Annotated in this window: 15 protein-coding genes and 2 tRNA genes; 8 read left to right on the plus strand and 9 right to left on the minus strand. The window is 57.5% G+C overall.

Going from position 1 to position 15,318, the window contains the following annotated elements:
* Positions 1-11 precede the first annotated feature (11 nt).
* From FJ145_11460 to glpX, 3 genes are all read left to right on the plus strand, one after another.
* A complete protein-coding gene (locus FJ145_11460; protein MBM4262032.1) occupies positions 12-1,385 on the plus strand; it encodes a homoserine dehydrogenase in 1,374 nt (457 codons plus the stop codon).
* 161 nt (positions 1,386-1,546) lie between these two features.
* Positions 1,547-2,767, plus strand: coding sequence for a cofactor-independent phosphoglycerate mutase (locus FJ145_11465; GenBank protein ID MBM4262033.1), 1,221 nt, complete (start codon positions 1,547-1,549; stop codon positions 2,765-2,767).
* Positions 2,752-3,702 carry a class II fructose-bisphosphatase gene (gene glpX / locus FJ145_11470; protein ID MBM4262034.1) on the plus strand — a complete coding sequence of 317 codons (951 nt, stop codon included), beginning with the start codon at positions 2,752-2,754 and terminating at the stop codon, positions 3,700-3,702. Before FJ145_11465 ends, glpX begins: the two co-directional genes overlap by 16 nt.
* Before the next feature lie 133 nt (positions 3,703-3,835).
* Here the strand turns inward: glpX and FJ145_11475 are convergent, their stop codons facing one another.
* The 3 genes from FJ145_11475 to FJ145_11485 are packed head-to-tail and all read right to left on the minus strand — an operon-like array spanning position 3,836 to position 5,638.
* Entirely contained in the window at positions 3,836-4,186 is a 351-nt protein-coding gene (locus FJ145_11475; GenBank protein MBM4262035.1) for a hypothetical protein, read from the minus strand.
* Positions 4,187-4,193: 7 nt separating this feature from the next.
* Positions 4,194-4,898, minus strand: coding sequence for an NUDIX hydrolase (locus tag FJ145_11480; GenBank protein ID MBM4262036.1), 705 nt, complete (start codon positions 4,896-4,898; stop codon positions 4,194-4,196).
* Positions 4,895-5,638 (minus strand): NRDE family protein, encoded by a 744-nt coding sequence (locus tag FJ145_11485; protein ID MBM4262037.1) that lies wholly within the window; start codon positions 5,636-5,638, stop codon positions 4,895-4,897. The genes FJ145_11480 and FJ145_11485 overlap by 4 nt, the downstream gene beginning before the upstream one ends.
* Before the next feature lie 114 nt (positions 5,639-5,752).
* Between FJ145_11485 and FJ145_11490 the strand changes: the two genes are divergently transcribed.
* From FJ145_11490 to FJ145_11510, 5 genes are all read left to right on the plus strand, one after another.
* Entirely contained in the window at positions 5,753-6,715 is a 963-nt protein-coding gene (locus FJ145_11490; protein MBM4262038.1) for a MoxR family ATPase, read from the plus strand.
* 120 nt (positions 6,716-6,835) lie between these two features.
* Positions 6,836-8,242 (plus strand): VWA domain-containing protein, encoded by a 1,407-nt coding sequence (locus tag FJ145_11495; protein ID MBM4262039.1) that lies wholly within the window; start codon positions 6,836-6,838, stop codon positions 8,240-8,242.
* A complete protein-coding gene (miaB, locus tag FJ145_11500) occupies positions 8,239-9,600 on the plus strand; it encodes a tRNA (N6-isopentenyl adenosine(37)-C2)-methylthiotransferase MiaB (protein MBM4262040.1) in 1,362 nt (453 codons plus the stop codon). Before FJ145_11495 ends, miaB begins: the two co-directional genes overlap by 4 nt.
* Complete coding sequence (locus FJ145_11505; protein MBM4262041.1) at positions 9,597-10,127, plus strand: bifunctional nuclease family protein; 531 nt, start codon at positions 9,597-9,599, stop codon at positions 10,125-10,127. The genes miaB and FJ145_11505 overlap by 4 nt, the downstream gene beginning before the upstream one ends.
* Before the next feature lie 7 nt (positions 10,128-10,134).
* Positions 10,135-10,824, plus strand: a complete 690-nt coding sequence (locus FJ145_11510) for a tetratricopeptide repeat protein (GenBank protein ID MBM4262042.1) — start codon at positions 10,135-10,137, stop codon at positions 10,822-10,824.
* Between the two features lie 370 nt (positions 10,825-11,194).
* Here FJ145_11510 and FJ145_11515 read toward each other — a convergent pair whose 3' ends face one another.
* The 6 genes from FJ145_11515 to FJ145_11540 all read right to left on the minus strand — a co-directional run bounded on the left by FJ145_11515 (position 11,195) and on the right by FJ145_11540 (position 15,138).
* Positions 11,195-12,310 (minus strand): NAD(P)/FAD-dependent oxidoreductase, encoded by a 1,116-nt coding sequence (locus FJ145_11515; GenBank protein MBM4262043.1) that lies wholly within the window; start codon positions 12,308-12,310, stop codon positions 11,195-11,197.
* A gap of 108 nt (positions 12,311-12,418) precedes the next feature.
* Positions 12,419-13,387 carry a dihydrodipicolinate synthase family protein gene (locus FJ145_11520; protein MBM4262044.1) on the minus strand — a complete coding sequence of 323 codons (969 nt, stop codon included), beginning with the start codon at positions 13,385-13,387 and terminating at the stop codon, positions 12,419-12,421.
* Between the two features lie 8 nt (positions 13,388-13,395).
* Entirely contained in the window at positions 13,396-14,052 is a 657-nt protein-coding gene (locus FJ145_11525) for a cyclase family protein (GenBank protein MBM4262045.1), read from the minus strand.
* 16 nt (positions 14,053-14,068) lie between these two features.
* Complete coding sequence (locus tag FJ145_11530) at positions 14,069-14,809, minus strand: hypothetical protein (GenBank protein ID MBM4262046.1); 741 nt, start codon at positions 14,807-14,809, stop codon at positions 14,069-14,071.
* 169 nt (positions 14,810-14,978) lie between these two features.
* Positions 14,979-15,056, minus strand: a tRNA-Glu gene (locus FJ145_11535).
* Between the two features lie 6 nt (positions 15,057-15,062).
* A tRNA-Lys gene (locus tag FJ145_11540) sits at positions 15,063-15,138 on the minus strand.
* Between the last annotated feature and the right edge of the window lie 180 nt (positions 15,139-15,318).

Raw genomic sequence — 15,318 nt, forward strand, 5'->3', positions numbered from 1 at the left:
CCCATCGCATCATGACTGATTCGAAGAACCCGCGAAGAGTCGGCATCGGTTTGCTCGGTTCCGGTGTGGTCGGTGAAGCGATCCAAGACATCCTCTTTCAAGGCGTCAACGAACAACTCGAATTACGTAAGATTTACACACGCAATCCCGGGGGCAAGAAGTGGTTCGCCGAGCGCCGCGATTTGTTCACCGACAAGGCCGAGGCGGTGCTCGACGACCCCAACGTGGACATCGTCATCGAAGCCTTGGGCTTTCAATCAGCCGCACAGCTGCCGGTTTTCCGCGACTATTTTATGCGCGCTTTCCGCAACGGCAAATCCGTAGTCACTTCCGACAAGGCCGTGCTGGCGCGTTATGGCAAAGAAATTTGGGCGGCAGCGGCCAAGAGCGGCCAACAGCTTCGTTTCGAGGCCTGCGTCGGCGGTGGCATCCCGGTCATTCGCTCGCTCAGCGAAAGCTTTGCCGTCGAGCAGCCGGAGGCGATCTTCGGCATCGTCAACGGCACCTGCAATTATATTCTGTCGCAAATGGAGAAGAGCGGCAAAGCCTATGCTGAAGCTTTGCAAGAAGCCCAGGCGAAAGGTTACGCCGAAACCAATCCGGCCGCGGATGTGAACGGCAGCGATGCCGAAGCCAAGTTGTTGCTGCTGGCTCTGGTCGCTTTCGGTTTGCAGCTGACTCCCGGAAAAGTCTGGCGCAAAGGCATCGAAGAGATACACGCGGTGGACTTTCGCTATGCCCAGCGGATGGGCGGAACCATTAAGCAATTATCGGTGGCGCGCCGCCGAGGCAGCGCGGTGCAGATCTTCGTCGCGCCGGCGCTGGTGCAGCGTGAGAATTTTCTCGCCGGCATCGACGGCGCCACCAACGCCATCTGTTTTGCCGGCAAGAGCAGCAGCGGCGGACGCGGCGAGCGCGATTGCGATTACACTTTAGTTGGACCGGGCGCGGGCGGCGGGCCGACAGCGGTGGCGGTGCTGGGCGATGTCTGCGAGCTGGCGCGCGGCGAGCGCAGGTTCTTCGGCGTGCCGAGTCTAATTGCGCCCGGCGCGCTTAAGCTCCAGTCGGAAAATGAGATCGACGGCTCTTTTTATGTGCGATTCGTCGTCAAAGACCGCGCCGGTATTGTCGGCGATATCGGCCAAACCTTCGGCCGTATCGGCGTGAACATCGCCGAGATCTGGCAGCTGCGCCATAGCGAAGAAGAAGTCCGTTTGTTGATACAGACCTACCGCCTCAAACAGAGGCCAGAGCAAATTTTGCCCTTCGTAATGACGCTGGAAAGCGCCACTCTGAAGCAAATGCGCAGGGCTCTGGATTCCATCCGCAATCGCGATTATATGCTAGTGGACCCGGTGTGGTTTCCAATCTGGGGCGCGAAGTAGGATCCGGAGGTGCCTCCCGCAAAGAACGCGAAAGTTCGAAAATAACTGGCTCACCACGAAGGCACGAAGAGCACGAAGGTAAGAATAAGAAAAATATTACCGAACTTTGCGTCCTCTGCGTCTTTGCGCGATAAATATTTTCTGAGAAACGGACGGAATAAGTGAAATACATCATTCTCCAAGGCGACGGCATGGCGGACTATCCGCTCGAGGTTCTCGGCGGCAAGACGCCACTCGAAGCGGCCAAGACGCCCAATATGGATTGGCTCGCGCAGCGCGGCGTTTACGGCCTGGCGCACGTGATTCCGGACGGTTTTCCGCCGGGCAGCGACGTCGGCAATATGAGCATCATGGGCTATGACCCGGCGGTTTATCACACCGGTCGTTCGCCGCTCGAAGCCGCCAGCATGGGTGTGGCGCTTCGGCCCAAGGACATCGCCTTTCGCTGCAACCTGGTGACCCTGCGCGGTACGGGCAGCGCGATCGAAATGGAAGATTTCACCTCGGGCCATATTACCACCGAGGAGTCGAGCGAGATTATCCGCGACCTGGACAAAGAGTTGGGCGGCGACGGCATCGAATTTTTCCCCGGCGTGAGCTATCGCCATTTGATGGTCTGGCGCGACGGTTTGGAGAAGATGGAAACCACACCGCCGCACGACATCACCGATCAAAAAACTGCGGGCTATATGCCCAAGGGCGAAGGCGCCGACCGCCTGCTGCAACTGATGAGCGCCTCGCAGCCTTTGCTGGCAAACCATCCGGTGAATCAAAAGCGCAAGGCCGACGGCCATCGCCAGGCAACCACGATTTGGCTCTGGGGCCAGGGCAGGGCGCCGCAGTTGCCGCCGCTGACCAAAAGATTTGGCATCAAAGGTGGCGTGATTTCAGCCGTCGATATTATTCACGGTTTGGGCGTCTACGCCGGATTAGAGCGCATCGACGTGCCCGGCATCACCGGATTCCTGGACACTAATTACGTCGGCAAGGGCGAGTACGGCGTGCGCTCGTTGGAGAAAAACGATTTCGTTTTTATCCATGTCGAAGCCACCGACGAAGCCGGTCACATGGGCGATGTCAAAGCCAAGATCCAGGCGCTGGAAGATTTCGACGAGAAAGTCGTTGGCACTGTGTTGAAAGGCATGGCCAACCGCAAGGATTATCGCATTCTCCTCATGCCGGATCATCCGACGGCGATTGCGCTGAAAACCCATGTCAAAGAGCCCGTGCCGTTTGTGCTTTATTCGCCCGCCGAGCCGCGCCATAATGGCGCGGTCGGATACAACGAAAAGGACGCTGCCAAAACCGGCGTTGTCGCCAAGCAAGCCTTCCGCCTGATGGAGTCGCTCATCGAAGGGAGAAAAACATGGACCGAAATCTAGCTCTGGAAGCGGTGCGCGTTACCGAAGCGGCGGCATTGAACTGTGCCCGATTGATCGGGCGCGGCGACGAGAAGGCGGCGGACCAAGCCGCGGTGGACGCGATGCGCAAAGCCTTCGATGCACTAGCCATCGAAGGCACGGTGGTGATCGGCGAGGGCGAACGCGACGAAGCGCCGATGCTCTATATCGGCGAGAAGGTCGGCTCGGGCGGCCCGAAAATCGACATAGCGCTCGATCCCCTCGAAGGCACGACCATCTGCGCCACCGGCGCTCCCAATGCGCTTTCTGTGCTCGCCATGGGCGACGGCGGCAAGCTGCTCAACTGCCCTGACACCTACATGGAAAAAATCGCCAGCGGCCCGGCGGGGCGCGGGGTCATCGATCTCGACAAAACACCGACGCAGAACTTGCACGCGCTAGCCGAAGCGAAGCGCTGCAAAGTCGAAGACCTGATGGTGATTATCTTAAGCCGGCCGCGCCACGAAGCGATCATCAAAGAAGTGCGCCAAACCGGCGCGCGCATTCGCTTGATCGGCGATGGCGATGTTGCCGCCGCCATCGCGACGACCAAGCCGGAAACCGGCATCGATCTACTACTCGGCATCGGCGGTGCACCGGAAGGGGTCATCGCCGCGGCGGCGCTGCGCTGCGCCGGTGGCGAGTTCCAGGGACGTTTAGCGCCGCGCAACAACGAAGAGATCGAACGCGCCAAGAAAATGGGCGTCGCCGACATCAAGAAAAAGTTCAGCATAACCGAGCTGGCCGCCGGCGACGTCATGTTCGCCGCCACCGGCGTGACCGACGGCGACTATCTCCAAGGCGTGCACTTCTTTCCCGGCGGCGCGACCACGCAGTCGGTGGTCATGCGCTCGAAAACCAAGACCGTGCGGATCATCAACGCGACGCACCATTTCGACAGCAAACCGACCTACTAATAATCTTTCTAATTCGACCTTTCTCTCTGGATTGTAACCCTCTCCCTCTGCGGAGAGGGTAGGGTGAGGGCCGATCGAACTTTATCCCGTGGCCCAAGCGCGCAAAAAGAAACCGCAACCAATTTGGTTGCGGTTACCGCAACCAAAAAGCCCCTGGCTCCGCCGCTTTCTCCAATTTGTCATAATCCCGCTCTTTATCTGGTTGCTCGCCTTCTTGATCTGGTTCAATTGGGCGAGCATCGAGAAGCTTTTCGGCCGGGCCAACCTCGAAGACGGTCCCGCGCGAAAAGCTAAAAGCAAAACTGAGAAACTGGAGAAACCAGAGAAGGCTGGCAAGGCCGAAACAGCAGCTCCAACCGAAGAGCCGTCGAAACCCGAAAGAGCCGAGCCGCCGCGACCGCCGGTGCAGCAGCGACCGAGCGAGCCCAAAGAGAAGATCCTCGACGAAGACCGAAAACGGCTCGAAGATATTCTTAAAAAACAATAGCGAGCTACGGCACCTGCAGATATTCCTTCTGGAGACTCTCTAGGCCAGCGAAGTCCGCGAGCGTCCGCAGCGAAGCAAACGTCGGGAAAATCATCGGCAGCTCGCCGCGCTTAAATAGCTGCAAAGCTTCATCAGGCGTGATCCACAAACTATGGGCCACCTCCGGTGAGGTTGCCAGCGGCGTCTGGTTTGCCGGCAAGGTGGCAATGAAAAAACGGGTATCGAAGCGCACGGGAAACTGCGATGGAGTCTGCCAGCAAGAAAAATAGGCGAGGCGGCCAAGATCGCAGTTTAACTCTTCTCGTTCCAACAAAGCCAAAAATGAAAGCGCTTCATTCATCAAAGCATCGTGCAAGGCTGCGATGCGTGCCTCTTCGATGACCTTGCCGCCTTCCTGGCACCCGAGCAGCACACCGGTCTCTTCAAACAACTCTCTGACGCAGGCGACCCACAGCCCCAGCGCGTCGCGCGGCCTGAAGCGGGCGCCAAGTATGTCCCGCGCCTGCGTCGGGGTGACGCCGCGACAGCGGCGCAGCATCGCTTCGGAACTATCTTCTTTATGCAGAGTGCCGCCGGGAAAACAGTACATGCCGCCGAGAAACGGCATGGAGTCGGGGCGGCGGGTGAGAAAAACTTCGAAGCCTTGCGCTTCGGCGGGCCGCAGCAGAATCACCGTGGCCGCCAGCCGCGGCTGTTTGGGTGCGGTCATGGCAGCGGCAATTCCGAAGCCGAGCCGAAATTATTTTGACAAGGCGGTCCGGGACAATGAAAAAATTCAAACCGGCGCCGGGCTTCAGCCAGCAGCACCACGCTTGCCGACACCGTGCCCGAGACTTCGCCGTGGACGCAAATCGCTTCGCCGCGGGCGCCTGAACCGTTGGCCGGCACACTGTGATCGCTCAACAACACTTTTAGCCGCGGCATTAGGGCAGACGGCTCGAAGCCGTCGAGCAGAAGGGCAAACTGTTTCGAAGCGCGATCGCTTTTGTCGGAGTGCGAATCGACCTCGGCATGGCTGCTAAAGACGTGGAGACCCGGGGTGAGCTCCGTCAGCGATAGTGTCCCGTTGCCGTTGTGAGCAGCCCAAGAGTGGCGGTCATCGGCAACTACGACGGTAAAAGGCTGATAGGATTCGCGGTGGCGGTCGATAAACCCACGCACCGCGTCGGCGCTCGCGTGGGTCAGCAAGTCCATGCACAAGAGCCCGCGCGAGCGAGTCGTTGCACTCGCGGTCGCATCGCCGTTGCCGCGCCGATTGAGAATGCCGACGAAGAGACCGCGCTCATTGACGCCCAGCCAGGTTCCGCCCACACGCAGGTCTTTACCGGCGATGATTTTCGGTGTGGTTTTCAGTAGGACCGGCGGCGCCGACGGACGATCATAGTGTTCATCGCGATTGGCCGCCACCAGCAGCGGCATGCCCCGAAAGGCTTTGTAATAGAGCGCCAAGGTGCACACAGTTAGGGTTTACAGAAAGCTTTTCCCATCTGCAAACAGGCGCCTAAACGTTGATTGTTGTTGAGAAATGTTTATGTTAGCTTCGACCGATTGGAAGGAAAAAATATGTTTCGATCGGTCGACGATGTGGTTTCGGGGCTGGGCACGCAAAAATATATTTGCAACAAGAACGTTGCCACCGTGGTTTACCTCGGCACCACGTTACAGAAGCCAATCCTCGTCGAAGGGCCCGCCGGCGTCGGCAAGACCGAATTGGGCAAAGTGTTGGCCAGCGCCCTCGGCATGGAGCTGATTCGCCTGCAGTGCTACGAAGGTTTGGACGAAGGCAAAGCGCTCTACGAATGGGAGTATGCCAAGCAGCTGCTCTATACCCAAATCTTGAAAGACAAGATCGGTGAGACTTTGCAAGGCGCGCCGACGCTGCAGGCGGCGGTCGACACCATCGCCAGGCAAGACGGCGTCTTCTTTTCCGATCGTTTCTTGCTGCCCCGGCCTTTGTTGCGCGCGCTCCTGTCGGAGAAGCAATCGGTGCTGTTGATCGATGAAATCGATAAATCCGATGCCGAGTTCGAAGCCTTTCTGCTGGAAATCTTGAGCGACTTTCAAGTCACCGTGCCGGAGATCGGCACGCTCAAAGCCAAACACATTCCGCTGGTGATTCTGACCAGCAACAACAGCCGAGAAATGTCGGACGCGCTCAAGCGCCGCTGCCTGCATCTCTACATCGATTTCCCCGGCGAAGAACGGGAAATGGAAATTATTAAACTCAAAGTGCCCGGCGTTGGCGATCAGCTAGCGCAGGAGGTCGTCCGGCTGTTGCATCGGGTGCGCAAGCTCGATTTGAAAAAGACGCCGAGCATCAGCGAGACTCTCGATTGGGTAAAAGCGCTGACGCTGCTCAACGTCAAGCAACTGGACAACGAGCTAGTTGACCAGACGTTGTCGGCACTGATGAAATACGAAGCCGATATCCGCAAAGCGAGCCAGGAGCTGAAGACCTATCTCGCAGAGAAAAAGGCGCACCAGGGTCCCACCAGCGGCGGCAGCGACAGCGATCATTTGCATTAGTCCATGTCACCACGAGGGAGGTACGAAAGACCCGTGTAGAGGCGACCCTGGTGGTCGCCCATCGGAGGGCAGACACAAGGTCTGCCCCTACAAGACTCCTTCGTGGTGAGTCAAATCCCTATGGAAAGTCGGATCGTCGAATTCGCCAACGTCCTGCGCCGTAACGGCGTGCGGGTCTCGCTATCTGAGAACATGGACGCCTTTCGCGCCCTGGAGCTGATCGGCGTTGAGAATCCGACGCTATTCCGCAGCGCGCTCCGTACGACGCTGATCAAGCGCGCCGGCGACATCCAGCCTTTCGAAGAGCTATTCAATTTCTTTTTTCTCGGTATCGGCGAGGCCATCGATGCCCTCGACCGCCGCATCATGGAAGAGCTCGGCTTAACGCCACAGCAATTCCAGGAGATGCTCGAGCAGATTCAGAAATTTCTCCGCGAGATGGAAGGGGATTTGTCCGAGCTGGCCAAGGCATTGCTCTCCGGCAACCAAGGCGACCTGGAGCGCCTTTTACGCGAAGCGATGGAACAGGAGATGCAGAGCGGCAACTCCGAGAACCTGCGCTACACGCCGTTTACCCGCATGGCGGGACGGCTGCAGATGGACCGGGTGCAGTCGGAGGTCGAGCGCTTCAAAGGCATGCTGCAGATGCTCGGCCAAAACGGCGAAGATTTGCAGAACGTCATGCGCTACTTGGACGAGCGCATGCGCGACATGTACAAACTGCTGCGCGAATTGCTCCAGCAGGAGCAGCGCAAGCAGGGCATGGAGATGCGCGATTCGAGCCAGCGGACCGCGCTGGCTGACAAGAGTTTTTCTTTTTACACCGAGGACGACATCCGGCGCATGAACGACGCGGTCGCGCGTCTGGCGCAGCGATTGAAGAATCGACTGTCGGTGCGGCGCAAACGCGCGGCGCGCGGCCGATTTAACGTCAAACAAACCCTGCGCAAAAATCTTCAATACGGCGGCGTGCCGTTCAACATCCAACTCGATCGGCGCAAGAAAACCAAGCCACAGGTGATGATCCTCTGTGACATTTCAGATTCGGTGCTAAACGCGTCGCGCTTCATGTTGCAGTTCGTCTATTCGATTCAGGACCTTTACGCCAAGGTGCGTAGCTTCGTTTTTGTCAGCGAGATCGGCGAGGTGACTAAACTATTCGAGGAACACGACATCAATGTCGCCGTTGAGGCCGCGCTCAAGGGCGACGTCATCGATGTTTTCTCGCATTCGAATTTCGGCCGTGCCTTCGAAATGTTTCACCGCAACTATTTCACGGCGATCAACAGCAAAACCACCGTCTTGATCATTGGCGACGGCCGTAATAACTACAATCGTCCCAACGACTGGGTCCTGCGCGAAATCAAGTCCAAGGCCAAGCAACTGATCTGGCTCAACCCTGAAAGCCGCATGACCTGGGGCGTGGGCGACAGTGAGATGCCGCGGTACGCGCCCAACTGCCACATCGCCGAGGAATGCCGCAGCATCAATCAGCTCTACAAGATCGTCGACCTGATCGTGCCATGAAGAAAGTCTACATCCAGACCTACGGCTGCCAGATGAACCAGTACGATTCCGAGCGGATCGCCCAGGTGCTGCGCCAGGTCGACTACACTCCCACCGAGCGCATCGATGCCGCGGACCTGCTGCTGCTCAACACCTGCAGCGTGCGCGACAAGGCCGAGCAAAAAGTCTACAGCGCCCTCGGCAGCTGGAAAGAATTCAAAGACTATCGCGACGGTGTCATCATCGGCGTCGGCGGCTGCGTCGCGCAGCAGGAAGGGGAGAGTCTGCTCAAGCGCGTGCCCCATCTCGATTTGGTTTTTGGCACCCATAACATTCACAAGCTGCCGGAGATGATCGATCAGGTCGAGCAGCTGCGGGCCCGTCCGGTGGAGACAGCCTTTTATCGCGACCCGGCCTACATGGAAGAGGTCGCAGCGCGCACGCAGGTGCAAGGTCGCAAAGCGTTTGTGACGATCATGCAAGGCTGCAACAAAGTCTGCAGCTTTTGCATCGTGCCACACGTGCGCGGCCGCGAAGTGAGCCGCCCGAGCGGCAATATCATTGCCGAAGTCGAGTCGCTGGTCGCCCAGGGTGTGCAAGAAATCATGCTGCTCGGCCAGAACGTTAATTCCTACGGCAAGTTAACGCCCGGTGAGATCTGTTTTGCCGAGCTGCTGGCGCAGGTAGATAAAATCGCGGGCTTGCGCCGCCTGCGTTTTACTACGTCGCATCCGCAAGATCTGTCGCCCGAACTGATCGAAGCGTTTGCCACACTCACCCATCTCTGTGAACATTTGCACTTGCCGGTGCAGTCCGGCTCAGACAGCGTGCTGGCGCGCATGCGCCGCGGCTACGATCGCGCAGAATATCTGGACCGTTTGTTTCGTCTAAAGGAACGTTGTCCGCGTGTCGCGCTCAGCACCGACATTATCGTCGGTTTCCCTGGTGAGACCGACGCGGAGTTTGCGGCGACGCTAGAATTGCTGCAGCAGGTGGAGTATGATGAAATCTTCTCGTTTATGTATTCGCCGCGGCCACAAACTGTTTCAGCCAAGTTATACGCGGACGACATACCTGACGAGATCAAGAGGGCGCGCTTAAAGCAAGTACAGACCCTGCAGCAAAGCATCTCACTCCGCAAAAACCGCGACAAGATCGGCACCGTCGATGAAATCTTAGTGGACGGTCACTCGAAACTAAGAAACGGCCAAATTATGGGGCGCGCTCGAAGCAATCGCATCGTCAATTTAGCCGGGTCTGAAGAATGGGTTGGCGATTTTCTGTCAGTCCGCATCGTCGGCGCGACGGCGAATTCACTGCTTGGCGAGTCCCTCGACCCAACACTGCTAGAATCCCAGGCCAAAAGGGAGATCGCATGAACAAGAGGGAAGATACGATTCAAATGTCGGTGGGCGGGTTGACCCTGGACCCGGTCACCAAGACGCCGATCGTGATCCTGAAAGATCCGGAAAACAAGCTCAACTTGCCCATCTGGATCGGCCTCTTGGAGGCGACCGCCATGGCGACCGAAATCGAGGGCATCAAGATGGCCCGGCCGATGACCCATGATCTCTTGAAAAATGTCTTGACCGAGGTCGGGTGCTCCGTGGAGTCGGTCGAGATCACCGAGCTCAAAGAAAACACATACTACGCGTCGGTCTACCTCGATCTGGGCGGCCGTAAGGTCGCGATCGATTCGCGCCCGAGCGACGCCATCGCCTTGGCACTGCGCACCAAAAGCCCCATCTACGTAGCGAAAGCGGTGCTTGAAGCTTCGAGCGTGCTGCAGCAGAACGACGAAGGCAAGGACGAAAACGCGGTTGAGAACGTCTCCAACGTGTCGCAGGAAAAATGGGCCGAAATCTTAGAAAAAATGGCCCCGGAAGATTTCAAGTACAAACAGTAACCGCCCAATGGCTACCGCAAGCAAACGCGTCACCCACAAAGACATCCGCCAGCCGGACTGGTTTCAACGCACTTCTGACCGGGCCCTGGAGCTGCTGCGCCAGCATCAAAGCAAGTTCGTCATTGCCGCAGGTGTGTTGGTTTTGATCCTGTTGGCTAATTGGGGCTGGCAGATTTACAAAAGCCGCCAGGATGACCAAGCCGCTAAGGATTACGACCGCGCGATCACGCTTTTTCAGGAGAAAAAATATACCGAAGCCATCGCGCTGTTTAACAAGGTTCAAGGCTTTCGCTGGTCACGCTACGCGCCGCTGGCGCACTTGTATGAAACCAACAGCTACCTGGCGTTGAATGATATCGAGAAAGCCCAGCCGGCGGCACAGCGGTTTCTAACCGCCACCAAACCGGACACGCTGTACCGGCAGATCGGGTTGGTGACGCTGGCGACCATCGAAGAACGCAAAAACCTCTGCAAGCAGGCCATCGACAAATATGCCGAAGCGGCACGCATCGCCGGTGCACTCAAAGACCGCGCGATTCTAGGCAAAGCGCGCTGTGCAGCCCAAAACGGCGACAATAAAACCGCTGTCGATGCCTATAAAGAATATCTAAAAGAAAATCCCAACTCACCGGCGCCAAGCCAACTCGCCGAGCTCGAAGCCAAAGTCGGCAGCCAACCAGCGACAGAGAAAAAGTAAATTCTTAACGTAGGTTTCTTAACTTTTGCGCCTTTGCGCGAGGCAAATCCGATAGAGGCGTATAGATGTTACGTCTGATAAGATATATTATGTAAACTTTATGGCGGCAAATCTACCTACCCATCGCCGCTTCCCAAACACCCTCCTACTCCGCTCTTAAAAACCCTGCGGCCTCAGCGCCTCTGCGCGAGAATAAATCTTAGTGATTCTAGAAATACCGCCAGAGCCACCACTTCTCGAAGCCAATCTTCGCCCAATAGATCATCTTCGATGGGCCCCAAGTGCGCGGCTCGGTCACGCCGAATGGCGGCCAGCCGGTGGGATATGTCGTGCGATTCGCGGCGGCGCGTCCAGCGCCGTATGCCAGCAGTCATATGGTGTGCAGCCAGAGGTCCACCGGTCTGCCCTTTCCGGTGAGCTCTACGGCCAGGTTATGAGCGAGAAAGTCAGCCTCTTGATGCGCCACCCCGCCGGCTTTAGACGCCGGCATGTCGGCGCAATCGCCGATGGCAAAAACATTGTCCCATTTCGTTTCCAAGGTTTCGTAGTCGACCCGAATGCCGGTTTCACAATCGGCCAGGCCGCTATCCAATAACACCTGCGCAGGCCGATGCGGCGGCACCATCACCAAGAGATCGTAGTCGATCTGATAATCGTAGAGACCCCGCACAATCTTCTTTTGCGGATCGATGGAGCGCGCGACGAATTCATAATGCTGCTTGATGCCGCGCCGTTTGCTTTCGGCGTCCATCCACACCACCGGATCGTGGGCTTCGCCGCTCGGCTCGGCTTCGCGGGTAAAATAGGCGATCTCGACTTGCTCGCGCACGCCTTTTTCCCGGAAGTAGCCGTCGAGCATCCACTGCGCTTCATAGGGCGCCGGCGGACAGCGGTATGGCCCCAGCGGCACGCCGACCACGACGCGGCCGCTGCGAAAATTGGCCAGCTTGTCGCGCAACCGCACCGCAGAGTCCATTTCCCAAGGATGGATCGAAGCCTCGCCAAAGCCCGGGATCAGATCGGGCCGCGTCTGCATACCCAGGGCCACGATGAGATAGTCGTACGGGATTTTCTCGCTCTCGAGGACTACCTCTTGGCGCGCCGGATCGATGCCGGCGATCTCCGATTGGATGACCTTGACGTTGCGCTTCTTTAGGGTGCTCAAACTGCGGCTGATCTCAGCGGGCTGGCGCTCGCCCATCATGACGAACAAAAATGCCGGCATGAAAATATGGTCGGCCCGTCGGTCGATCAAGATCACATCATGATCGGCGCCGAGCTTGCGGCCCAGCTGCGTGGCCGCCACGACACCGCCACAACCACCGCCTAAGATGACGATTTGCTTTCTTCCGTTAAGTGAAGGCATGCAGGGATTACTTCCGGCCGGATTGAACCTTGTTGCCGAAGCGCTGCTGCGAACGCAGCGCCAGAGCGCGGAGGTTTCTCCGTTGTTGATCGCGCCACAGCGCCTGTTCGGCGCGGCCATCAGCGGTCAATTCGTTGGCAAAACCCGAGGTGCGCCGCAGAAACCAGATCAGCAGTTTATCGGAGATGTGCTTAACCCATTCCATAGCGGTTTAATCCTGTTGCGCTGTTAGCGAAGGAACGTGTCTTCCTGGCGTAGTTTCTCGCTTGCCTCAAGTAATGCTTGCGGCGTCGGTCCGGCTTCACCGATTAGGCCCACTTGTTTGAGAAACTGGCCAATCTGCGCATGGTCTTTGGGACTCACAGGCGCGTAGGGCCGGCAAGGATTACCGATGTCGATGCCGAAATGTTTCATCGCCGACTTCATCACCGGCGGCAACCCATAGGCGGCCCACTTGCCGGGAAATAGCGCGTAGCAGCGAGCCCAGAAACGCGCCGTATCGAGATTGCCGGCGCGAAAAGCGCGGACAATTTGCGCGCCGATGCGCGTGCCCGGCGGCGGCATGGTCGCCCCCGAACCACCCAGCATCAGCGTCACCAATAGAGGCTGCATCGTGGTGAAATAATGACCGCGCCCTGCCAGGTCAATTTGTTCGATTAAACGAGAAATTTTTGTGATATCTCTAGAGCTTTCTTTGAAGTAGCGAATGTTGTCGATCTCGCTAATTTTCACGAAAGCGTCTTGCGGTGGATCGGCGCCGGGACCGGGGTTGTGGTAACAGGTGACCGGCAATGGGCTTGCGGAAGCCACCTGGGTATAAAACTCCATCAGCTCGGCGATGGTCGGCTGGCCGCCCCAGGGCCGCAGTGGCATCAGAACTTGCACCAAATCGCCGCCTACCTTGGCGGAATACTCCGCCAGCTCGATGACCTCCTTCGGCGACGGACTCGAACAGCCCAAGATCACCGGGATTCTTTTATCCACCATTTCCGTTGCGACTCGCAGCACCTCTTTGCGCTCGTCGCGCGTCAGCATGGTGTATTCAGCCGCTTCCACCGCCGCGATCGTGATGGCATCACAGTCCGAAACGATGAAATCGATCTCTTTTTGCAGCGCTTTGAAGTCGACGCGGTCGTTCTCGTCGAACGGCGTCAGACACGCGCCGATAATGCCTTTGATCGGTTTGCTCGGTGCCATGACGTTAGTTAGTTGATAACTTCCGCAATGATGCGCGCGTGGCCGGCGTCACTGCCCTTGACCCGCAGCGGCAGGGCCATGATGCGGGTCTTCTTGCCGACGATGGCGCCTAGGTTGGTGACGTTCTCAGCGATCAAGACTTCATTGCCGAGCAGTGTCCGGTGCACCGGGAAATCGAAGCCCTTGGGCCGCAGCGGCGTCGGCAGATCGACCGTGATGCAGTCGATGCCGAACATCTTAATCTTCTTACTGACCATCCACTCGGCGGCGTCGACGGAAAGATACGGATGAAGATTGTAGTCGGTGCTGTCGAACTTCTCGTCCCAGCCGGTGTGGAGCATCAAGATATCGCCCTTGCCCACCTTGACGCCGGAATTTTCCAGGTCCTTGGCAGTGACCTCTTCACCGCCGTTTTTCTTGACGCTGATCACCGCGCCGATACCGACAAAAGCATCGAGTGGCAGCTGATCGATGGACTTGCCGTTGGCGACAATGTGAATCGGCGCGTCAACGTGTGTGCCCGCGTGGCAAGGCAAGGAGACTTCGGTAACGTTGAGCGGCGCGCCTTTTTCCAAGCTCAAGAACTTCTGCACGTGGACATCCGGCAAGATTGGAATCTTCGGCATGCCGTCGTAGATGACCCGTGAGAGATCGACCATTTCCATGTGATCAACTCCTTTTTTAGTGACCGCTGCGCCAGCGCGCGTACAGTGGATCTTTGTCGACAAACGCCCGCTTAATGCCGTCGAAGGCGAGCCAAAATTGATCGAGGGTTTTTTGCACCGAGGCGCGCACCTGCGCTTGCTGAAAATCGCTGAGCGCGTAGCGCTCCACCGCCAGCGGGCCGACTTTCATGTGTTCTTCGTCGACCCCCATGTGCAGCGTCCAGTAGCGAATATCTTCGGACTCGCGGTCAAAGCCGTAATGTTTGGTCAGCCCATTAACGATGCGCGTCATGCGCGGGTTGGCCGTGCCTTCGAGGCAAAACCCCTGACAGGCGTAAAGCTCCAACCAGGTGCGCTGATACATCAAAAGCTCGCGCCAGTCGAGAAAAGCCTGAGTCTCCGGCGTGGGCTCCACGTTGTCCAATTCCTCTTTGCTAAAACCCGCGGCCTTGGCAAAGCGAATAAACAAACCCTTGTGACTGTCGGTACCGGTGATCTCCCCTGTCCCCTCTTCGACGACATTCTCGATCCACATGTGCTCCAACTCCGGATCGTCAGGGCAACGCGCTAGCATCGCTGCGATTGGCTTGGGAAAGGGCTTGGGAAAGAATAAGTAGAACTGTCCGACGAATCCTTTCAACGCGACGCGGTCAAGCTTGCCGTCTTCAATCATGCCGATGATCGCATGATCTTTCGAATGCTTCGCGGCCACCATTTTTTGAATTTCTTTGACGAAGTCTTTGCCGCTCAATGCCATAAGCAACTCCGAAAATGCACCCCTCCGCTAAGATTCGAATGTGTTATCCCTAGGAATCGCCAAACTGCCCGCTTGGCATTAGACTGCTTTAGTATCAGACGAAGTAAAAGATTTAAAGCTATTTACGAGGCGTCGCGTCAGATGCGCTAGCAACACGTAGCGGATAAGTTGGCGTCCCCGACGGGATTTGAACCCGTGTTATCGGCGTGAAAGGCCGGTGTCCTGGGCCGGGCTAGACGACGGGGACCTTGGTTGGTGAGCCGTGCTGGACTTGAACCAGCGACCCTCTGCTTAAAAGGCAGATGCTCTACCGACTGAGCTAACGGCTCGCGCGTTTGAAACTTTTACTAAATAGCGGGAATACCTGACTAAGTCAATAAATTGCCTGAAACCATAACTCCGCTCTAAGGTTCCGCACCGACGGTCAACGGCACATACGTAGACGCGGATGCTGGGCGGCAGTTTGGGGCGGTATAATCGAGCGGGTGACCCGGCGACTGGGTCAGCGC

Source organism: Deltaproteobacteria bacterium (assembly GCA_016874755.1).
Classification (GTDB): Bacteria; Desulfobacterota; Binatia; order UBA9968; family UBA9968; genus DP-20.